The organism is Pseudooceanicola nanhaiensis, assembly GCF_020171315.1.
Lineage (GTDB): Bacteria > Pseudomonadota > Alphaproteobacteria > Rhodobacterales > Rhodobacteraceae > Pseudooceanicola > Pseudooceanicola nanhaiensis_A.
Map to the genome: position 1 here is coordinate 477691 of NZ_JAIUZP010000006.1, position 19234 is coordinate 496924.

The 19234-nt window shown below is 68.0% G+C and carries 19 protein-coding genes; 5 read left to right on the forward strand and 14 right to left on the reverse strand.

The window, feature by feature from the left end; genetic code table 11:
• Positions 1-11: 11 nt before the first annotated feature.
• Positions 12-299 (forward strand): SH3 domain-containing protein, encoded by a 288-nt coding sequence (locus LCM32_RS12240; RefSeq protein ID WP_224821350.1) that lies wholly within the window; start codon positions 12-14, stop codon positions 297-299.
• Positions 300-351: 52 nt separating this feature from the next.
• Here LCM32_RS12240 and murC read toward each other — a convergent pair whose 3' ends face one another.
• The 3 genes from murC to ftsW are packed head-to-tail and all read right to left on the reverse strand — an operon-like array spanning position 352 to position 4039.
• Complete coding sequence (murC, locus tag LCM32_RS12245; protein WP_224821351.1) at positions 352-1761, reverse strand: UDP-N-acetylmuramate--L-alanine ligase; 1410 nt, start codon at positions 1759-1761, stop codon at positions 352-354.
• Positions 1758-2876: a UDP-N-acetylglucosamine--N-acetylmuramyl-(pentapeptide) pyrophosphoryl-undecaprenol N-acetylglucosamine transferase gene (locus tag LCM32_RS12250; protein ID WP_224821352.1), complete on the reverse strand. Its 1119-nt coding sequence runs from the start codon at positions 2874-2876 to the stop codon at positions 1758-1760. Before LCM32_RS12250 ends, murC begins: the two co-directional genes overlap by 4 nt.
• Positions 2873-4039, reverse strand: coding sequence for a putative lipid II flippase FtsW (gene ftsW / locus LCM32_RS12255; protein ID WP_224821353.1), 1167 nt, complete (start codon positions 4037-4039; stop codon positions 2873-2875). The genes LCM32_RS12250 and ftsW overlap by 4 nt, the downstream gene beginning before the upstream one ends.
• Before the next feature lie 195 nt (positions 4040-4234).
• On the opposite strand from ftsW, the gene LCM32_RS12260 reads away from it, so the two are divergent.
• Positions 4235-5446 (forward strand): NAD(P)/FAD-dependent oxidoreductase, encoded by a 1212-nt coding sequence (locus LCM32_RS12260; RefSeq protein WP_224821354.1) that lies wholly within the window; start codon positions 4235-4237, stop codon positions 5444-5446.
• Here the strand turns inward: LCM32_RS12260 and LCM32_RS12265 are convergent.
• The 5 genes from LCM32_RS12265 to LCM32_RS12285 all read right to left on the reverse strand — a co-directional run bounded on the left by LCM32_RS12265 (position 5443) and on the right by LCM32_RS12285 (position 9989).
• Positions 5443-6225 (reverse strand): sulfotransferase, encoded by a 783-nt coding sequence (locus LCM32_RS12265; protein ID WP_224821355.1) that lies wholly within the window; start codon positions 6223-6225, stop codon positions 5443-5445. The genes LCM32_RS12260 and LCM32_RS12265 overlap by 4 nt on opposite strands.
• A gap of 110 nt (positions 6226-6335) precedes the next feature.
• The gene (locus LCM32_RS12270; RefSeq protein ID WP_224821356.1) at positions 6336-7706 is read right to left on the reverse strand and encodes a glutamate--cysteine ligase; all 1371 of its coding nucleotides are present in this window, start codon (positions 7704-7706) and stop codon (positions 6336-6338) included.
• A 59-nt stretch (positions 7707-7765) separates the two neighbouring features.
• Positions 7766-8386: a hypothetical protein gene (locus LCM32_RS12275; RefSeq protein ID WP_224821357.1), complete on the reverse strand. Its 621-nt coding sequence runs from the start codon at positions 8384-8386 to the stop codon at positions 7766-7768.
• On the reverse strand, positions 8383-9237 hold the full coding sequence (locus tag LCM32_RS12280; protein WP_224821358.1) for a GNAT family N-acetyltransferase: 855 nt from the start codon (positions 9235-9237) through the stop codon (positions 8383-8385). Before LCM32_RS12280 ends, LCM32_RS12275 begins: the two co-directional genes overlap by 4 nt.
• Positions 9234-9989 carry a 16S rRNA (uracil(1498)-N(3))-methyltransferase gene (locus tag LCM32_RS12285; RefSeq protein WP_224821359.1) on the reverse strand — a complete coding sequence of 252 codons (756 nt, stop codon included), beginning with the start codon at positions 9987-9989 and terminating at the stop codon, positions 9234-9236. Before LCM32_RS12285 ends, LCM32_RS12280 begins: the two co-directional genes overlap by 4 nt.
• Before the next feature lie 11 nt (positions 9990-10000).
• On the opposite strand from LCM32_RS12285, the gene ubiA reads away from it, so the two are divergent.
• From ubiA to LCM32_RS12300, 3 genes are all read left to right on the forward strand, one after another.
• Entirely contained in the window at positions 10001-10978 is a 978-nt protein-coding gene (ubiA, locus tag LCM32_RS12290) for a 4-hydroxybenzoate octaprenyltransferase (protein ID WP_224821360.1), read from the forward strand.
• Between the two features lie 63 nt (positions 10979-11041).
• Entirely contained in the window at positions 11042-13213 is a 2172-nt protein-coding gene (locus LCM32_RS12295) for an OmpA family protein (RefSeq protein ID WP_224821361.1), read from the forward strand.
• Positions 13210-13539 carry a hypothetical protein gene (locus LCM32_RS12300; protein WP_224821362.1) on the forward strand — a complete coding sequence of 110 codons (330 nt, stop codon included), beginning with the start codon at positions 13210-13212 and terminating at the stop codon, positions 13537-13539. Before LCM32_RS12295 ends, LCM32_RS12300 begins: the two co-directional genes overlap by 4 nt.
• Before the next feature lie 272 nt (positions 13540-13811).
• On the opposite strand, the gene LCM32_RS12305 is transcribed toward LCM32_RS12300, so the two are convergent.
• From LCM32_RS12305 to LCM32_RS12330, 6 genes are all read right to left on the reverse strand, one after another.
• Positions 13812-14255 carry a molybdenum cofactor biosynthesis protein MoaE gene (locus tag LCM32_RS12305; protein ID WP_224821363.1) on the reverse strand — a complete coding sequence of 148 codons (444 nt, stop codon included), beginning with the start codon at positions 14253-14255 and terminating at the stop codon, positions 13812-13814.
• Between the two features lie 4 nt (positions 14256-14259).
• On the reverse strand, positions 14260-14505 hold the full coding sequence (moaD, locus tag LCM32_RS12310) for a molybdopterin converting factor subunit 1 (protein ID WP_224821364.1): 246 nt from the start codon (positions 14503-14505) through the stop codon (positions 14260-14262).
• A 2-nt stretch (positions 14506-14507) separates the two neighbouring features.
• Positions 14508-15104: a CDP-diacylglycerol--glycerol-3-phosphate 3-phosphatidyltransferase gene (pgsA, locus tag LCM32_RS12315; protein WP_224821365.1), complete on the reverse strand. Its 597-nt coding sequence runs from the start codon at positions 15102-15104 to the stop codon at positions 14508-14510.
• A gap of 166 nt (positions 15105-15270) precedes the next feature.
• On the reverse strand, positions 15271-17172 hold the full coding sequence (gene uvrC / locus LCM32_RS12320; protein WP_224821366.1) for an excinuclease ABC subunit UvrC: 1902 nt from the start codon (positions 17170-17172) through the stop codon (positions 15271-15273).
• Between the two features lie 310 nt (positions 17173-17482).
• The gene (locus LCM32_RS12325) at positions 17483-18286 is read right to left on the reverse strand and encodes an SDR family oxidoreductase (protein ID WP_263618177.1); all 804 of its coding nucleotides are present in this window, start codon (positions 18284-18286) and stop codon (positions 17483-17485) included.
• Positions 18283-19230: a calcium/sodium antiporter gene (locus tag LCM32_RS12330; protein WP_224821368.1), complete on the reverse strand. Its 948-nt coding sequence runs from the start codon at positions 19228-19230 to the stop codon at positions 18283-18285. The genes LCM32_RS12325 and LCM32_RS12330 overlap by 4 nt, the downstream gene beginning before the upstream one ends.
• Positions 19231-19234 lie beyond the last annotated feature (4 nt).

The following is a 19234-nucleotide window of genomic DNA, read 5'->3' on the forward strand; positions in this document are numbered from 1 at the left end:
GAGGTTTCCCGATGCGCGTTCTTCAGACCCTTGCCGCCGCCCTTCTCCTGGCCACGCCGGTGCAGGCCTATGCCCCCGATGTCTTTGCCGTCTGCCACCTCAATCCGAACGGGGACAACTTCCTTGCCCTGCGCAGCGGTCCGGGCTCCAGCCATCCGATGCGGGCCAAGCTGGGCCCCGGCACCAAGGTCTGGGACTGGGAGCGGCGCGGCAAGTGGTACAGGGTCTCGGTCGGCGGGGTGAATGGACCCGAGGGTTGGGTCTATGCCGACTATCTCTGCCTGATCGAGGACCATTGAAAAAGGGGCCGCACGGGCCCCTTCTTCGCGGTCTCGCTCTCGCCCTCGGGTGTTATTCCACCGGCTCTTCCGCCAGCCGTTTCGGCAGGTTGTTCGCCCAGGTCGAGATCGTGCCCGCACCGAGGCAGACCACCATGTCGCCGGGCCGCGCCTGTTCGCGCACCAGCCGCACGAGGTCATCCTCGCCGGTCACCGCGCGGGCGTGGCGATGGCCATGGGCGATCAGCCCATGCACGAGGTCCTCGCGGGTCGCGCCGGGGATCGGCTCCTCGCCCGCGCCATAGACCTCGCCGATGGCGACCACGTCGGCCTCGTTGAAACAGGCGCAGAAGTCATCGAAGAGCGAATGCAGACGGGTGTAGCGGTGCGGCTGGTGCACGGCGATGACACGGCCCTCGGTCGCCTGACGGGCGGCCTTCAGCACGGCGGCGATCTCCACCGGGTGGTGGCCGTAATCGTCGATTACCGTGACGCCGTTCACTTCGCCCACCTTGGTGAAGCGCCGGTTCACACCGCCAAAGGCCGCAAGGGCCGCGCGGATTTCCTCGCCCTTCATGCCCAGATGCCGGGCCACGGCCACGGCAGAGAGCGCGTTCGAGACGTTGTGATCGCCGGGCATCGGCAGGGTGCAGCCCTCGATCTTCATGTCCTCGGCCTGCAGCAGGATGTCGAAATGGGCGATGCCCTTCTCGTAGCGCAGGTTGGTCGCGCGGACATCGGCCTGCGCGTTGAAGCCATAGGTCGTCACGCGGCGGTCGGTGATCTTGCCCACCAGCGCCTGCACCTCCGGGTGGTCGGTGCAGCAGACGGCCAGCCCGTAGAAGGGGATGTTCGACACGAAGTCGAGGAAGCCCTTGCGCAGCCCCTCGATGGTGCCCCAGTGCTCCATGTGCTCCGGGTCGATGTTGGTCACGATGGCGATCGTGGCCGGCAGGCGGTTGAAGGTGCCGTCGCTCTCGTCGGCCTCCACCACCATCCATTCGCCCAGACCCACCCGCGCGTTGGAGCCATAGGCATGGATGATCCCGCCGTTCACCACCGTGGGGTCGAACTTGCCCGCGTCCAACAGCGTGGCCACCATCGTGGTGGTCGTCGTCTTGCCGTGGGTGCCCGCGACGGCGATGTTGGATTTCAGGCGCATCAGCTCGGCCAGCATCTCGGCCCGGCGCACCACGGGCAGGCCCCGGCGGCGCGCCTCGTCCAGCTCGGGGTTGCCCGGCTTGATCGCGGAGGAGATCACGACGACTTGCGCCTGCTCGAGGTTCTCGGCCCGCTGGCCCTCGAAGATATGCGCGCCGAGGTCCTTCAGCCGGTCGGTGATCTTGGAGGCCTTCAGATCGCTGCCCTGCACCACGTAGCCGTGGTTCAGCAGGACCTCCGCGATGCCGGACATGCCGATGCCGCCGATGCCCACGAAATGAATGGGGCCCACGTCTCCGGGAAGTTTCGTCGCTGCGTTCACATCTTGTCCTTTTCCGTCAGTTCGCCCGCCGCGAGGGCCGCGACCATGTCGGCCAGCGTCTCTGCCGCCTCGGGCTTGCCGAGGGACAGCGCGGCCCGCGCCATCTGAAGCGCGCCCTCGGGGCTTTCCAGTACCAATGCGATCTGGTCCGCAAGGGTGGCTGCGTCAAGTTTGCTTTCAGGCAAAAGGATCGCGGCACCCGCCTCGACCATGCCTTTGGCGTTGGCGGTCTGCTCGTCCCGGATGGCGGCGGCCAGCGGCACGAGGATCGCCGGGCGGCCGATCACCGTCAGATCCGCCACCGTCGAGGCGCCCGCGCGGGTCACCACCAGCTGTGCCTCGCTCATGCGGCGCGGCACGTCGTCGAAGAAGGGTTTCACCTCGGCGCTGATCCCGGCCTCGGCATAGAAGGCGGCGACGCGCTCCATGTCCTCGGGGCGGGCCTGATGGGCCACGCGCACATGCTGGCGCAGGTGGTCGGGCAGCAGGGCAATCGCCTCCGGCACCCGGTCCGAAAGGATCCGCGCGCCCTGCGAGCCGCCCATGACGAGCAGCGAGAGCGGGTAATCCCCCGGCGGAATGTAACCGGCGCCGGCGCGTTCGCGGATCGCCGCGCGCACCGGGTTGCCGACGTGGTAGCCCTGCACGCCCTCGGGCAGCTCGGTCGGCCATGTGCCGCAGGCCACCGCCGCCACGCGCTTGGCGAAGAGCTGGTTCACGCGCCCCAGCACGCCGTTCTGTTCATGGATCATCCGCGGCAGGCCGAGGATCGTGGCCGCCGCCACTGCCGGGATTGCCGGGTAGCCGCCAAAGCCCACCACGGCGGCCGGTTTCTCGCGCTGCATCCGCAGCACGGCCGAGGAGATGCCCCCCGCGATCCGGAAGGGCACCAGCGCCTTGGCCGCCACGCCGCCGCGCGCGAAGGTGGCCGAGGCCACCTCCTCCACCGCGACCGCCTCGGGGAAGCCGCCGGTGTAGCGTGCGCCGCGGGCGTCGGTCGACAGCCGGACCCGCCAGCCGCGCGTCAGCATTTCCTCCGCGAGGGCCTGCGCCGGGAACATGTGCCCGCCCGTGCCCCCCGCCGCGATGATCAGCAGCGGTGCCGTCTCACTCATCGCGCACGCCCCGCGAGGATATCGCCGATCTCGCCCTGCGGGCGCGACCGGGTGAAGGCCAGCAGCATGCCGACCGCCACGCCGCTCGCGATAACGGAGGAACCGCCGTAGCTCACGAAGGGCAGCGTCATGCCCTTGGCGGGCAGCAGCCGCACGGCGACGCCCATGTTGATCATCGCCTGCACGGCGAACATGGCGGCGAGGCCAGTGCCCGCCAGCCGGATGAAGGGATCGCGTTCCCGCATCAGCCGCAGGAGCGAGCGCACCACGATCGAGGTATAGAGCGCGATGATCACCAGCACGAGGATCAGCCCGTATTCCTCGGCCGCCACGGCGATGATGAAGTCGGTATGGGCGTCCGGCAGCGACCATTTGACCGAGCCTTCGCCCACGCCCACGCCGAAGAACCCGCCCTCGCGGATCGCGTCGGTGGCATAGCCCAGCTGGGTGCGCGGATCGACATCGGGGCTCAGGAAGCCGTCGATCCGGCGCGCGAAGTGTTCCGAGTTGTGATAGGCGAAGGTGCCCGCGGCGACCACGGCGCCCGCCATGCCCACCAGCAGGGTCAGCGGCGCACCGGCCACGAAATACATCACGCCCCAGCCGAAGAGGATCAGCGCCGACTGGCCGAAGTCCGGCTGCATCGCCAGCATGAACACGATGACCACGGTCAGCCCGAAGGACCAGAGCCGTCCGGGCGGGCCGTTGATCTCCTGCGCGGCTGCCATCATCCAGGCGCAGGTCACCACGAAGACGGGCTTCAGGAATTCCGAGGGCTGCACCGAGGCAAAGCCCAGCGAGTACCACCGCACCGCGCCCTTGCCGAAGTCGGTCCCGAAGACCGGCAGGAAGAGCAGCGCGAGGAAACAGCCCGCGAAGCCCAGCACCGCGAGGCGGCGCACCAGTTGCGGCGGCATCATCGAGGTGACCATCATCGCCACCATCGCCATCGCGCCGAAAAGCGCCTGCCGCTGCACGTAGTGGAACGGCTGGAAGCCGTTCTTCTCTGCCAGCGGGGGCGAGGCGGCGAAGCCCAGCAAGAGCCCCACGCCAAAGAGCATGAGGATGCAGGACATGGTCCACTTGTCGACCGTCCGCCACCATTTAGGGAGTATCGGTTCGCCTTCCCGCACGGGGAGCGCGCCATAGACCATTTCCGTCATGGGTAAATCTGCCGCTTCTGCCTCTGATCCGCCCCTTTTCGGGGTCTGATAGGCAAGTCTAGCCTTTTTCCCCCTGTCGCGCCAGACAGAATGCCACGGCCCGGCACGCCTCCGCCCGCCCCTGCGCACATCCCGCCGGCCTGCCTCTCCCGTCCCCCCTTGCCAAAGCCGGGCCAAGGCGGCATCCCCGCGGCCATGGACTATGACGTGATCATCCTTGGCGCCGGGGCGGCCGGCCTGATGTGCGCGGCCCACTGCGGGGGCCGGGTGCTGGTGGTGGACCATGCCCGCAAGGCGGGCGAGAAGATCCGCATCTCCGGCGGCGGGCGCTGCAACTTCACCAACACCGGGACGGAGCCTGCCAACTTCCTCTCCGCCAACCCGCATTTCGCCAAATCCGCGCTGAAGCGCTACACGCCATGGGATTTCGTCTCCCTCGTCTCGGAGCACGGCATCGCCTGGCACGAGAAGACCCTCGGCCAGCTCTTCTGCGACGAGAGCGCACGCCAGATCGTCTCGCTGCTGACCGGCATGGTCGAGGCGGCGGGCGGCACGCTGGCGCTCGACACGCGGATCGAGGGTGTCACCGCGCAGGACGGAGAAGGGGACGGGGCCTTCGCCGTCACGCTCAACCGCGACACCCGGCCCTGGACGGTGCGGGCACCGCGCCTCGTGGTGGCCACGGGCGGCAAGTCGATCCCCAAGATGGGCGCCACCGGCCTTGCCTATGACATCGCGCGCCAGTTCGGCCACGCCATCGTCGAGACGCACCCCGGCCTCGTGCCCTTCACCTTCCCGCCCGAGACCTTCAGCGCCCTTGCCGGCCTCTCCCTGCCGGTGCGCGCCACCGCCGGGGGCACCAGCTTCGACGAGGCGCTGCTTTTCACGCATCGCGGCCTCTCGGGCCCGGCGATCCTTCAGGTCTCCTCCTACTGGACGCCCGGCGCGGAGATCGAGATCAACCTGCTGCCCGGCACAGACCCGCTGGAGCGGCTGCGCGCCGCGCGCCAGCAGGCGGGCCGCCGCGCCATCACCACCGTGCTGGGGGAGATGATGCCCGCGCGCCTTGCGCAGGCGGTGCCGACCCTGATCGCGCCGGACCTCGACCTGGGCGGCAACCTTGCCGATCACAACGACGCCAGCCTCGGCGCGCTCTGTGACCGGCTGACCCACTGGAGGGTGAAGCCCACGGGCACCGAGGGCTACCGCACCGCCGAGGTGACGCTGGGGGGCGTGGACACTGCGGGCCTCTCCTCCAAGACGATGGAATCCACCCTGCGCCCGGGGCTGCATTTCATCGGCGAATGCGTGGATGTGACCGGCTGGCTGGGGGGCTACAACTTCCAGTGGGCCTGGGCCTCGGCCATGGCCTGCGCCACGGCGATCAGGGCCGCGCAGCAGGCCTAGAGCGCCTTCGGCCCGCCGCCATCGTTGCCCACGCCGCCGGTCTCGACAGGGCTGTCCCCGGCCAGCAGCGCGTCATACCAGCTGCGGTCCGTCTCGTATCCCAGCCCGATGAGCACATCGTGCAGGACGGGAAACTTGGTGAACTGGTCGATGATCCGCGCCCGATGCTCGGGCCGTGCCCATTTCCGCGCAGGCCCCGCCTCCAGCGCGCGCACGCCGTTCAGCGGGCCCTGCAGGTGGGCCGGGATCTCGGCCGTGTGGAACTCGGCAAAGCTGCCCTCGAAGCGCAGACCCAGCTGCGCGGCCAGGGCCTGCTGCATGCTGTCGGGATCGGCCACGAGGTCCTCGTACTTCAGGTAGAAGATGCCCTGCGGAAAGGCCCCCGACCGCGCCACCTGCATGATCCCGCGCTGGATCTGCAAGAGCCCCGGCGCGGTGAAGGTCGGCACTTTGCCCGGCTGGATGAAATAGCACAGGTCGGCGGCCATGAAGTAATCGTCCGGCACGGCCCGGTGGCGGCTGATCAGGATATCGCGCGGATCGCGCAGCATGACGATCAGGTCCAGCTGCTTGCCGCGCGTATTGGCTTGCAGGATCTTGGCCATGTCGAAGATATCGTAGGGCCGCTTGCTGCATTGGTTGCCCGGCAGGTGCAACACCTGCGCCGTCGGCATCTCGGAGTCGAAGAGACCGAAGTCCTTAAGGCAGTGCCGCATCATGGTGTAGAACAGCGTGCTGCCCGCCCGGCCATGCCCGGAAATGATCAGGTGACGTTCCAAACGCAGCCCCTTGGTTCCCCATGTCGGGGGAGTGTCCCGCCGTCGCGCAGCGCGATCAAGAGGCACCTCCCGAAACACCCGTCGGGAGATGCCTCTGGCTCAGCATTGGCTCAGTAGGAATACTCGGCGTAGATCCGATCCAGATCGCCGTTCCACTCGCCCTTGTACTTGGCCAGCAGTTCGTCTGCAGGGGTCTGGCCCGAGGCGATGCTTTCCTTCAGCGCGTTGAGGAAATGGGTCTCGTCGGGGATCAGCCCGCCCGCGCCCTCTGCCGCGCGCGCCTTCAGGCCCGCCTCGGCGATGTCCAGCACCTCGCGGGCGAGGTCATGCATCTTGATGCCGTTGACCGTGCCGCCGAGGGCCTGATCGCCGGCGGCCACGCGCATCGCCTCGCGGGTCGGGGCGTCCCAGCCCTTCACGAGATCCCATGCCGCATCCAGCGCGCCCTGATCGTACATCAGCCCGACCCAGAAGGCCGGCAGCGCGCAAAGACGCCGCCACGGGCCGCCATCGGCGCCGCGCATCTCGATGAACTTCTTCACCCGCGCCTCGGGGAAGAGCGTGGTCAGGTGATCGGCCCAGTCCGACAGCGTCGGCTTCTCGCCCGGCAGCGCGGGCAGTTCGCCCTTGAGGAAGTCGCGGAACGACTGGCCGAGCGCGTCGATGTACTTGCCGTCGCGGTAGACGAAGTACATCGGCACATCGAGGGCGTATTGCACGTAGGCCTCGAAGCCGAAGCCCTCGTCAAAGACGAAGGGCAGCATCCCCGTCCGGGCCGCATCCATGTTGCGCCAGACCCACGACCGGTAGGAGCGCATGCCGTTGGGCTTGCCCTCGAAGAAGGGCGAATTGGCAAAGAGCGCGGTGGCGACCGGCTGCAGCGCAAGGGCCACGCGCATCTTCTGCACCATGTCCGCCTCGGTCGCGAAGTCGAGGTTCACCTGCACGGTGCAGGTGCGGCGCATCATCGTGGTGCCGGTGGTGCCGACGCGGCCCTGATAGGCATCCATGAGCTTGTAACGGCCCTTGGGCATCAGGGGCATTTCGTCATGGGTCCACTGGGGTGCGGCGCCCAGACCGATGAAGCCTACGCCGATCTCGTCCGCGATGCTTTTCACCTCGCGCAGGTGTTCGTTCACCTCGTCGCAGGTCTGGTGGATGTTGCACAGCGGAGCGCCCGACAGCTCCAGCGCCCCGCCGGGCTCGAGGCTGACGTTGGCGCCGTCCTTGGTCAGGCCGATGAGGTAGCCGCTTTCGCGAACCTCGTTCCAGCCATAGCGGTCGCGCAGGCCTTCCAGCACGGCCTTGATGGAGCGTTCGCCATCATAGGGGATGGGTTTCAGGCTGTCCTTGCAGTAGCCGAACTTCTCGTGCTCGGTGCCGATCCGCCAGTCTTCCTTGGGCTTGCAGCCCTCGGCCATGTATTCTGCCAGCTGTTCATGACGCTCGATCGGGCCGCCGCCGGATTGGGGGATGGACATGGAATACTCCGGTCTGTCGCTTTCTTGGAGGTCAGGAGTGAGCGCAAACGCGGGCAGTGTCAATGCAACCGGCGGAGCGGTTTCTCCCAGATCACCTCCCCCTTGGCCGGGCCGCCCGATGCCGCGCCACCCTGCACAAGGGTCAGGCCCCCACGGGACGGGCCGGGGGAAGTGCCCTGCGAAGACCCTTGCCCTTGCGTCGCATCCGGCGCCGCGTCATGGGCCCGCATCTTCGCCAGCAGCTCCCGCGTGGGCAGGCCGGGCAGTGCGGCGAAGACATCGAAAAGCGCCTCGGCCCCTTCCGCCCCCAGCGGGATATAGAGGTCCTCCGCGCCGGGCTGGCTCAGCACCCAGTGGGCCGAGGGCCCCTGCCCGGTCAGCGCCAGCCGCTCCAGCTCCGACAGGGCCACGATGCCGCCGGTGAGCGGGCCGAAATAGGCGATCTGCCCCTCGTCCACCTGCACCACGCCGGGTCCCTGCCGGGCAGAGCGGAACCGCGCCCGCTGCACGCCCGCGGCGGCAAAGCCGAGGCCCGCCAGCACCAGCACCACGCCCACCCACTTAAGCACGCCGAAGGTGGTCAGCGCCCACCACAGGCCGAGCGCCGCCACGGCAAGGCCCATGGCCACCTCGCGCCAGCGGCTGAGCGCCGCGCGCGCCTCGGGTCGGATGAAACTCACGTGGGCCTCGCCAGACGGCACATCGTATAAGTGCCGATCCGGCTGAACCCGATGGCGCGATAGGCAGCGGCCGCGGTGTCGCTGGCGGCGAAGAGCACCGCCTCCTCGGCGCCGGTCTCGTCGCGCAGGGCGGCGAGGTGCAGCGCCACCGCGGCCCGGGCATGGCCCTCGCCGCGCCGCGCGGGCGGGGTGAAGACCCCGCCGACCTGCACCGTGGTCCCGGCCCTTGCGTTGATCCCCGTCACCGCCAGCGGCGTGTCGTCCTGCATCAGCAGAACGTGGCTCTGCGCCTCCAGCATCGCATCCACGTCGATGACCGCCCGCTCTGCCGCGACGGTCGGAGATGTGCCGTGGACATAGGTGTTGTACTGGCTGCGCCAGTCGATCAGCAGATCGAGGCGGCTGGCATCGGCGGGCACGAGGTGCAGCCCCGCGACTTCGGGCATGACCAGATCAGAAAGCGGCAGGACGAAATGCGGCTCGTCGCGCAGAAGGCCCATGGGATGGTGCCGCAGGTCGAGCGTGTCGAGCACGGAATGCACCGCCCCCGCCTCACCGAGAATCCACTCGTAGGACCGCATGGAGAGCGGCGCGGTCACGGCATCCAGCAGCGGATCGCCCGCCGCCAGCACCGGCAGCATCCAGCCATCGCGCGTCATGCCGAGGAAGGCCACGACCTCGCCGTCCTCGTAGCGGACCCAGGCCGACATGGCGCGGCTGTGGCCCGACTGGGTGGCCAGCCCGTGGGTTTCGAGGTTCGCCAGCGGGAACATGGCGCAGGCGGTCTGGCCGCGCAGATAGTCGAGGACCGCGGGCAGATCGTCGGCCCGGACCGGGGTCATGTCGCTCATGCGCCCTCCCCGCCCCGATCATCGCCCCAGTCGCCAAGCGCCTGCTGCCAGAGCGTCAGCGCGGCCACCGCCGCGGTATCCGCCCGCAGGATGCGCGGGCCAAGGGCGACACGATGCGCAAAGGGCAAGGCCCGCAGCCGGCTGCGCTCCGCCTCGGAGAAGCCGCCCTCCGGCCCGATCAGGATCGCCCATGGGCCGGGCGTGAGGGTCGAGAGCGGCGCGCCGCCCGGTTCCCCGGCCAGCACCTCGTCGCAGAACATCAGCTGTCGCCCCTCGGGCCAGTCGGCCAGCAGACGGTCAAGCTTGTGCAGATCCGCGACCTCGGGCACGTAGGTGCCGCCGCATTGCTCTGCCGCTTCCACCGCATGGGCCTGCAACCGGTCCTGCCGGATCCGCTCGGAATTGGTGAAATCGGTCTGCACCGGGACGATCCGCGCCGCGCCCATCTCTGCCGCCTTCTCGACGATGAAGTCGGTGCGCGCCTTCTTGATCGGCGCAAAGAGCAGCCAGAGGTCGGGCGGCATCTGCAACGGTTTCGAGCGGGTCCGGCAGGTGAGTTCACCGCCCCGCTTGCCCGCCTGCGTCACCTGCGCCTGCCATTCGCCGTCGCGCCCGTTGAAGAGCGCGACCGCATCGCCATCGCCCATGCGCATGACCCCGAAGAGGTAATGTGCCTGGTCCCGTTCCAAAGGAACGGTTTGCCCCGCCCCCAGCGGGTGCTCTACATAGAGCCTGACTTTCGCCGTATCCATGGACCCTTCTTATGACCCAGAATGCCCAAGCGCCAGAGCAACACGCCCCCGACGGACAGGTGGCCGACGCGGTCAAGGGCAACTGGGTCGACCGCCTCGCCCCGGCGGCCACGCGGCCCTACCTGCGGCTGTCGCGCGCCGACCGCCCGGTGGGCACATGGCTGCTGCTGATCCCCTGCTGGTGGGGCCTGGGCCTTGCCATGCTGGCGGACGGCCGTGCGGGCTGGCACGACCTGTGGATCTTCATCGGCTGTGCCATCGGCGCCTTCCTGATGCGCGGCGCGGGCTGCACATGGAACGACATCACCGATCGCAAGTTCGATGCCGCCGTGGCACGGACGAAATCACGTCCGATCCCCTCGGGGCAGGTCACGGTGAAGGGCGCGGTGGTCTGGATGGTAGCGCAGGCGCTGATCGCCTTCTGCATCCTGCTGACCTTCGGCCCGCTGGCCATCGTGCTGGGGGTCCTCTCGCTGGGGCCGGTCTGCATCTACCCCTTCGCCAAGCGCTTCACCTGGTGGCCGCAGGTCTTCCTCGGCCTTGCGTTCAACTGGGGTGCCATCCTCGCCTGGGCGGCGCACAGCAACACGCTCTCCTGGCCGCCCTTCGCGCTCTATCTCTGCGGCATCGCCTGGACGATCTTCTACGACACGATCTATGCCCACCAGGACAAGGAGGACGACGCGTTGATCGGCGTGAAGTCCACGGCACGGCTCTTTGCCGGCAACACGGCCCGCGTGCTGCGTCAATTCCTTGTGATTTCGGTCTCGCTGATGGCCTTGGCCGTGATCGGGGCGATGATCGACGGGGCCAATCCGCTGGCCCTGATCGTGGCGCTTGCAGGGCCCTGGGCCCTTGGCTGGCATATGGTTTGGCAGCTGCGCCAACTGGATATCGACGATGGCGACAAATGCCTCGCGCTCTTCCGGTCGAACAGGAACGCGGGCCTTCTGGTCCTGCCGTTTTTCGCCGTCGCCTTCCTGCTCTGATTTACAGCAGCACCTGCGCGGCTTAAAACTCGCCCACTGCCACTATCGGGATACCCGCCAGACATGCGCCTGTCCTCGCTTGCGATCGTCAGCTCGGCCTTCACCTCGGCCGCCGTCCTCAGCCTCGTCGCCGCCGCCTTCTCGGCCGGAGCGGTGGAGGACCGTACGGAAATCGACGTCCGCCAGACGCTCGACACGCACAACATGTACTGGGCCGAGGTGCAGGCCGACGGCCTGCGGGTGAACCTCTCGGGCACCGCCCCCAGCGAGGCGGCCCGCTTCAACGCGATCACCGTCACCGGGCAGGTGGTGGACGCGGCCCGGGTCATCGACCTGATGCAGGTGCAGGCCGCCGAGGCCATCAAGGCGCCCGACTTCTCGGTCGAGATCCTGCGCAACGAGGACACGCTGTCGCTCATCGGGCTGATCCCCGCCGCCACCAACCGCGACCGGCTGACCGAGACGCTGGGGGATATCGACGGCGTCGGCACGATCACCGACCTGATGGAGACCGCGCGCTACCCCGTCCCCGGCGGCTGGATCGAGGCGCTGACCTTCGCCATCGAAGCGCTGAACGAGCTGCCGCGGTCCAAGATCTCGGTCGCGCCGAACCACGTCCGCATCGACGCGGCCGTCGAAAGCACCGCCGCCAAGACCGACCTGCAGCGCCGGCTGGAACGGGCCCTGCCCGACGGCGTGGACCTGTCGCTGACCCTGACCGCGCCGCGCCCGGTCATCGCGCCCTTCACCGTGCGTTTCCTGATCGACGACAACGGCGCCCGCTTCGATGCCTGCTCTGCCGACAACGCCGAGGACATCGAGGTGATCGAAAAGGCCGCCCGCACGGCTGGCCTCGAGGGCGCCATGCGCTGCCGGATCGGCCTCGGCCTGCCCTCGCCCGACTGGGCACAGGCGGTCTCCACCGGGATCGCCGGGCTGGCCCAACTGGGCGGCGGGTCGATCACCTTCACCGATGCCGACATCTCCCTCGTCGCGGCCGAGGGCACGGCGCAGGGGCTCTTCGACCGGGTCGTGGGCGAGCTGGAGAACAGCCTGCCCGACCTCTACGCCCTGCACGCCACCCTGCCCGTCACGCCGAGCGAGGACGAGGAGGAAGGCCCGCCTGAATTCGTCGCCACGCTGAGCCCCGAGGGCATGGTGCAGCTACGCGGCCGCATTGCCGACGAGCTGTCCCGAAATGCGACCCAGAGCTATGCCCAGTCCCGCTTCGGGGCGAGCGCGGTCTACACCGCCGCGCGGCTCGACGAGGACCTGCCCGATGGCTGGACGATCCGCGTGCTGGCCGCGCTGGAGGCGCTCTCCAAGCTCTCCAACGGCGTTGTCACCGTGACGCCCGATGACGTGGTGATCGCGGGCGACACCGGCAACGAGAACGCCCAGGCCGAGATCGCGCAGCTGCTGGCCACCCAGCTGGGCGACGGCGCCAGCTATGACATCTCCGTCGTCTACCAGGAGAAGCTGGACCCGGTCGCCTCCCTGCCCACGCCCGGGGAATGCGTGCGGGAACTGCGCGAGATCCAGAAGGTCGCCAAGATCAACTTCGAACCCGGCTCGGCCACGATCTCGGCCGAGTCCATGGGCGCCATGGATGACATTGCCGAGGTGCTGAAGACCTGCGGCGACATCCCGCTGGAAATCAGCGGCCACACCGACAGCCAGGGCCGCGAAGAGATGAACCAGGCGCTCAGCCAGGAACGCGCCACTGCCGTTCTGAACGAGCTGCGCCTGCGCCGGGTGCTGACCTCGGGCTACACCGCCGTGGGCTATGGCGAGACCCAGCCCATCGCCCCCAACGACAGCGAGGAGGGCCGCGAGGAGAACCGCCGGATCGAGTTCCGCCTGCTGGCCCCCGAGGTGCCCGAGGCGATCACCGACGCCGCGCTGGAGACCACGGGCGAAGTCGCCGAAAGCGCGGCCGAGGCCCTGGCCGAGGACGGCAGCGGCGATGCGATGCTGGAAGAAAGCACCGACGACGCCCCGATGCACGACCTGACCGACGCGGTGGATATCGAGGGATCGGGCGACGAAATCGACGACGCCTCCGGCGACGAGATCAGCGATGCGGCGCTCGAGACCACGGACGAGGCTGCGTCCCAAAGCGGCGATGACGCGGAGGTGAACGGGGCTGACGCCGAATCCGGCCTTGATCCCGAGGGGGAAACGGGCGCAGAAGAGGCCACGGAAGAACCGAACGGGACCGGCGCCACCCAATGAACAAGACCGAATTCGTCATTGCCCTTGCGATCATCCTCTTCGTCGCTTTCTGCTTCGGATGGTTTGCCTACTGGTTGATCCACCGCTTCACCCGGGTGTCCAAGTCGGACATGGGCGAGCTGGAGAAGATGGCGCAGGAGTTGCACGAAGCGGAAGAGACCCGCGATCAGGCGATCACCTACCTGCAGCAGCGCGAGGCCGAGCTGACCAACCAGCTGAGCCAGACCGAGGCAGAACTCTCCGCCGCCATGGACGGGCTGCGCGAAGCCCGGCACGAGGCCGAGGAACTGCGCAGCTACATCGAGAAGCACCACGCCGCCCAGTGATGGGGACGCGGGGTGATCTGGACCGGTGGTCTGGAGCTGACCCGACAGAGAGACCCGGATGAGAGCGGCCCCGCGGGGCCGTTTTTCGTTTGCGACTGAGAGCGAAGAGCCGCGGCGGCCTGTGGGTTCCCCCACACGGGCGGCACGCGGGGCAGCGGACGCACCCAAGGATACCGCAACGCAAAGGCGAGCGCCGCCTCACCGGCGCTGCCCGGAATTTTCAAAAATTCCGGTTCGTTTTCTTCGAAGAAAACGGGCAGGACCTCGCCCGCTCACCAGCGGTCGAGGTCGGCCTCGTCCTGCGCCTTGGCCGCGACCCAATCCGCGCCCGCGGCGGTGATTTCCTTCTTCCAGAAGGGGGCGCGGGATTTCAGGTAGTCCATCAGGTAATCCGCCGCCTCGAAGGCCGCGCGGCGGTGCGGGGCGGCGGTGGCCACCATCATGATCTGCGCCCCCGGCGCGAGCGCCCCAAAGCGGTGGATCACCAGCACGTCCGACAGCGCCCACCGCTCCATCGCCTGCGCGGCGAAGTCGGTCAGCGCCTTCTCGGTCATGCCGGGGTAATGCTCGATCTCCATGGCTCTCAGCCCGCCGCCGGGCAGGTCGCGCACCACGCCGGTGAAGCTGACCACGCCGCCTGCCCCCTCGGCCCCTGCAGAGAAGCGGTTCAGCTCGGCACCGGCATCGAAGGCCTCGGCCTGCACGCGGATCTCCATGGGCTCAGCCCCCGGTCATCGGCGGGAAGAAGGCCACTTCGCGCACGCCGGCGAGAGGTGCATCGAACTCCGAGAGTTCCTGATCGAGGGCCACCCGCAGGGCCGACAGATCGGCAAAGGCCGCCGCATAGCCCTCATCCCGGGCGCTGAGTTCGGCCACCAGATCGCGCACGGTCTCGGCCCCGGTCTCGACCCGCTCACGCGGGACGCCGATCCGCTCGCGCAGCCAGGCGAAATAGAGGATGTCCATGCTCAGCCCTCCAGGTAGGGTTTGGCCTTGGCGAAGTAATCCCAGCCGGTGATCGCGGTCAGCGCGGCCGCGACCCAGATCAGGATGCCGCCGCCCACTGCCGTCAGTTCGTTCGGCGCATCGGCCCAGATCGAGCCGGTCCGCTCAGTCAGCGCCCAGAAGGCGCCGTTGGCCAGCAGCAGCGCGATGGCGATCATCTGGCTTGCAGTCTTCCACTTCGCCAGCGGCGTGACCTTCAGCACGCCCGCCACGTCGCCGAGGTATTCCCGGAGGCCCGAGACGAAGACCTCGCGGAAGAGGATCACCGCCGCGGGCAGGATGATCCAGGGCGCGATCGGCGAGTAACGCGCCAGCACCATCAGCGCGACCACGACCATCGCCTTGTCGGCGATCGGGTCGAGCATGGTGCCCAGCTTGCTGACCTGCTTCCACTTGCGCGCGAGGTGCCCGTCGAACCAATCCGTGGCCGAGGCGGCCCCGAAGACCACGAGGGCGACGATATCCGCAGCCGGACGGGGCACCGCCAGGTAGATGATGGCGATGGCCGGCGCCGCGATCAGGCGCAGGATGGTGAGGATATTGGGAACGGTCAGGGTCATGAGGACTATCTAGGGCTTTCGGGGCGGGTTGGAAAGCGGGGTTGATGCGGGAACATCGCGGAGGGGGCGGGCCTGCTGTGGGGACGGGACCGGGGGCCAGCCCCCGGACCCCCGGGATACTTGGGGCAAGAAAATGCACACCAGCCCGTTAGGACCGCGGGACCGGTCAGCCGGTGCCGTGGAAGTGATCGTAGATGGTTTCGGCCAGCGTGTCGGAGATGCCTTCGACGGCCTTGAGGTCGGCGAGGTTCGCGCGGGTAACGGCCTTGGCGGAGCCGAAATGCGCCAGCAGGGCGCGCTTGCGGGTGGCGCCGACGCCGGGCACCTCGTCCAGCGGGTTGGCGAGTTGCGACTTGGCGCGCTTGGCCCGGTGGGTGCCGATGGCGAAACGGTGCGCCTCGTCCCGCAGGCGCTGGATGAAGTAGAGCACCGGATCGTTCATCTGCAGCGCGAAGGGGCGCGTGCCGGGGCGGTGGAATTCCTCCTTGCCGTGGTCCCGGTCGACGCCCTTGGCGACGCCGACCATGGGGATGTCGGGCAGGCCCAGCTGGTCTAGGATTTCCTGCACCGCGGAGACCTGCCCTGCCCCGCCGTCGATCAGCAGGAGGTCGGGCCAGGTGCCCTTGCTGCGGTCGGGATCGTCCTTCAGCAGGCGCGAGAGGCGGCGGGTCAGCACCTCCTTCATCATGCCGAAGTCATCGCCGGGCGTCAGGTCATCGCCGCGGATGTTGAACTTGCGGTACTGGTTCTTCATCAGCCCCTCGGGACCGGCCACGATCATCGCCCCCACGGCATTGGTGCCCTGGATGTGCGAGTTGTCGTAGACCTCGATCCGCTCGGGCGGGGCGTCGAGGGCGAAGGCCTCGGCCACGCCACGCAGGAGCTTCGCCTGCGTCGCGCTTTCGGCCATCCGGCGGGCGAGGCTTTCGCGGGCATTGCGGGCGGCGCTTTCGACCAGTTCCGCCTTCTCGCCCCGCTGCGGCACCGAGAGCTCGACCTTGCGGCCCGCCTTTTCCGAGAGCGCCTCGGCCAGCAGGTCACTGTCCTCCACCGGGTGCGACAGCAGGATCAGCCGCGGCGGCTCCTTGCCGTCGTAGAACTGGCCGAGGAAGGCCTGCAGCACCTCTGCCGCCTCGATGTCGGGGCCGACGCGGGGGTAGAAATCGCGGTTGCCCCAGTTCTGGTTCGCCCGGATGAAGAAGACCTGCACGCAGGCCTGCCCGCCCTCCATGTGCAGCGCCACCACGTCGGCCTCTGTCGTGGCACGCGGGTTGATGCCCTGCGCCGACTGGACCTGCGTCAGCGCGCGGATACGGTCGCGCAGCGCGGCCGCGCGTTCGAACTCCATCGCCTCGGAGGCTTCGGCCATCTGGGTGGCCAGCTCCTCCTGCACCTTGGTCGAGCGGCCCGAGAGGAAGCGTTCCGCGTCACGCACCGTGGCGGCGTAGTCCTCTTGCGAGATCAGCCCGACGCAGGGGCCCGAGCAGCGCTTGATCTGGTAGAGCAGGCAGGGCCGCGTCCGCGAGGAGAACATGCTGTCGGAGCAGTTGCGCAGCAGGAAGACCTTCTGCAGCTGGTTCAGCGTCCGGTTCACCGCATCGGCCGAGGCGAAGGGCCCGTAGTAGGCCCCCTTCTCCTTCTTCGCCCCGCGGTGCTTGCGGATCTGGGGGAAGTCCGTCTCCTTCGAGACGAGGATATTGGGGAAGGTTTTGTCGTCGCGCAGCAGCACGTTGTAATGCGGCTTGAGCTGCTTGATGAGGTTCTGCTCCAAGAGCAGGGCCTCGGTCTCGGTCCGCGTGGTCAGGAACATCATCGAGGCGGTCTGACGGATCATCCGGGCAATCCGGCCGGAGTGCCCCGAGGGCCGCGCGTAGTTCGAGACCCGCGCCTTGAGGTTGCGCGCCTTGCCGACGTAGAGCACGCGGCTTTCGGCATCCAGCATCCGGTAGACCCCCGGCGAGCTGTCGAGCGTCTTGAGGTAGGACTGGATCAGCGCATGGCCGGTCAGTCGCGACTCAGGTGAGTCGCTGGCCTGCTCCACCGGGGTATCTGGATCACCTTGGGTCATGACTTAGCTGGCTCTGATTCCCGGCCCTGTCTGCAAATTCGAGGCGCCCAAGGCAAGGCAGAACAAATCCACGGATCCTGTGGATAAGTCTGCAGACAACTTTCCTGGACGTGCGATATTCCCTTGAAACACTGGCGGTTCCTTATTTTGCGATCTTTTTAGGCAAGTTTATAACTAGCTGATATTAAAGAGAACTTTTTTGGGCTCACAGCAAGGGACTGATATTATTGAAGATTTAGTAACGAGTTTGTAACGCCGCCGTGACCAGTGCACAACTTCCCTAGGGTCGCCCGCAACGCCGGTCTTGATCTCAATCAAACCCGGTGATGTCGGGCGTCTTCCAGGCGAGGTGCTGGCCGCCGTCGGTGCAGAGCAACTGGCCCGTCACGCCCGGCGAATCGAGGAAATATCCAAGCGCCCCGGTGATGTCGGAGGGGTTCGATCCGCGGGTGAGAATCGTGTTCGCCCTCTGCTGGGCATAGCTCTCGTCGCTCTGGCCTGCGGCCTGCAGCGTCGGCCCCGGGCCGATGGCATTCACCCGGATGCGGGGCGCCAGCCCCATGGCGGCGGTCTGGGTGAAGGCCCAGAGCCCCATCTTGGCGATCGTGTAGCTGGTGAACTCGGGCGTCAGCTTGCGCACCCGCTGGTCCAGCATGTTCACCACGAGGCCCCGGGCGATCGGCTCGCCGCGTTCATCGGGGACGGGATCGGGGCATTGGGCGGCAAAGGCCTGCGTCAGCAGCACCGGCGCGCGCAGGTTGCTGTCGATGTTGCGGGCCCAGCCCTGCCCCGTCACCTTGCCGATGCGGTCGTATTCGAAGAGCGAGGCATTATTCACCAGCACCGTCAGCGCACCGTCCAGCCCCTCGACGGCGCGCGGCACCAGCGCCTCCACGGCCTCCAGCTCCAGCAGGTCGGCCTGCAGGGTGACGGCCTTGCGGCCCATGGCGCGGATCTCGGCGGCCACCTCTTCGGCGGCCTCCTCCGACCCGGCATAATGGATCGCCACGTCGAACCCGCGCCCGGCCAGATGCAGGGCCATCGCCCGCCCGAGCCGCTTGGCCCCTCCGGTCACCAGAGCCTTCGTCATTCGGTCTTCCCTCGTCTCGTTCAGAACAGGATGAGGCTAACGTAGACCAGATAGAGCGCGGTCAACACCACACCCCACAGTCGGGTGATGTCGACCTTCATCAGCGCGAAGGGCACCAGCAGCAGCGAGGCCCCCAGCATAACCCAGAGGTCGAAGCTGCGCATGCTCTCTTCCACGGGGATGTTGCCGACCATGGCACCGATGCCCATGATCCCCAGCAGGTTGAACATGTTCGAGCCGATGACGTTGCCCATGGCCACGTCGGCCTGCTTGCGCAGCGCGGCCATGACGGTGGTCGCCAGTTCCGGCAGCGAGGTGCCCACGGCCACCAGCGTCAGGCCGATCACCGTCTCGCTGATGCCAAAGCTGCGCGCGATGATCGAGGCATTGTCCACCAGCAGGTTCGCCCCCAGCGGCAGGCCGATCAGGCCCGCCACGAGAAAGACAGCGATCTTCCAGCCCTTCATGCCCGGGTCGGCCCCTTCGAGGTCTTCCTCATCGGCCGCGGCTTCGGAGGCAGCGCGGGCCTTGCGGCCGGCGATGTACTGGTCGACCAGCGTGGCGATCAGCGCCAGCAGCATCACCAGCCCGTGCCAGAAGACAAGTTCCCCGGTCAGGCAGAAGACGATAAAGACCACCGTGGCGCCCAGCATCATGTAATAGCTGCGCCGGGTGTCGAAATGGCTGCTGTGCATGGTGGCCAGCATCGCGGGCACCCCCAGCACCAGCAGGATATTCGCCGTGTTGGAGCCCACCACGTTGCCAAGCGCGAGGCCCGGCTTGCCGTGGATCACGGCGTCGATCACCACCAGAAGCTCGGGCGCGGAGGTGCCGAAGGCCACCACCGTCAGCGACACGATGAGCGCAGGGATCCCCAGCCGCAGGGCGAGGTTCACCGCCCCCTTGACCAGTGCATCACCCGCAAAGACGAGCAGGGCCAGTCCGACCCCGCAGAGAATCCAAGGCATGTCA

What these genes read in the sequence shown, in the direction of transcription:
- LCM32_RS12240 (WP_224821350.1), top strand. Translation starts at nt 12, where the DNA reads ATGCGCGTTCTTCAGACCCTTGCCGCCGCCCTTCTCCTGGCCACGCCG.
- LCM32_RS12250 (WP_224821352.1), bottom strand. Translation starts at nt 2,876, where the DNA reads ATGAGTGAGACGGCACCGCTGCTGATCATCGCGGCGGGGGGCACGGGC.
- ftsW (WP_224821353.1), bottom strand. Translation starts at nt 4,039, where the DNA reads ATGACGGAAATGGTCTATGGCGCGCTCCCCGTGCGGGAAGGCGAACCG.
- LCM32_RS12260 (WP_224821354.1), top strand. Translation starts at nt 4,235, where the DNA reads ATGGACTATGACGTGATCATCCTTGGCGCCGGGGCGGCCGGCCTGATG.
- LCM32_RS12270 (WP_224821356.1), bottom strand. Translation starts at nt 7,706, where the DNA reads ATGTCCATCCCCCAATCCGGCGGCGGCCCGATCGAGCGTCATGAACAG.
- LCM32_RS12280 (WP_224821358.1), bottom strand. Translation starts at nt 9,237, where the DNA reads ATGAGCGACATGACCCCGGTCCGGGCCGACGATCTGCCCGCGGTCCTC.
- LCM32_RS12285 (WP_224821359.1), bottom strand. Translation starts at nt 9,989, where the DNA reads ATGGATACGGCGAAAGTCAGGCTCTATGTAGAGCACCCGCTGGGGGCG.
- ubiA (WP_224821360.1), top strand. Translation starts at nt 10,001, where the DNA reads ATGACCCAGAATGCCCAAGCGCCAGAGCAACACGCCCCCGACGGACAG.
- LCM32_RS12295 (WP_224821361.1), top strand. Translation starts at nt 11,042, where the DNA reads ATGCGCCTGTCCTCGCTTGCGATCGTCAGCTCGGCCTTCACCTCGGCC.
- LCM32_RS12300 (WP_224821362.1), top strand. Translation starts at nt 13,210, where the DNA reads ATGAACAAGACCGAATTCGTCATTGCCCTTGCGATCATCCTCTTCGTC.
- LCM32_RS12305 (WP_224821363.1), bottom strand. Translation starts at nt 14,255, where the DNA reads ATGGAGATCCGCGTGCAGGCCGAGGCCTTCGATGCCGGTGCCGAGCTG.
- moaD (WP_224821364.1), bottom strand. Translation starts at nt 14,505, where the DNA reads ATGGACATCCTCTATTTCGCCTGGCTGCGCGAGCGGATCGGCGTCCCG.
- pgsA (WP_224821365.1), bottom strand. Translation starts at nt 15,104, where the DNA reads ATGACCCTGACCGTTCCCAATATCCTCACCATCCTGCGCCTGATCGCG.
- uvrC (WP_224821366.1), bottom strand. Translation starts at nt 17,172, where the DNA reads ATGACCCAAGGTGATCCAGATACCCCGGTGGAGCAGGCCAGCGACTCA.
- LCM32_RS12330 (WP_224821368.1), bottom strand. Translation starts at nt 19,230, where the DNA reads ATGCCTTGGATTCTCTGCGGGGTCGGACTGGCCCTGCTCGTCTTTGCG.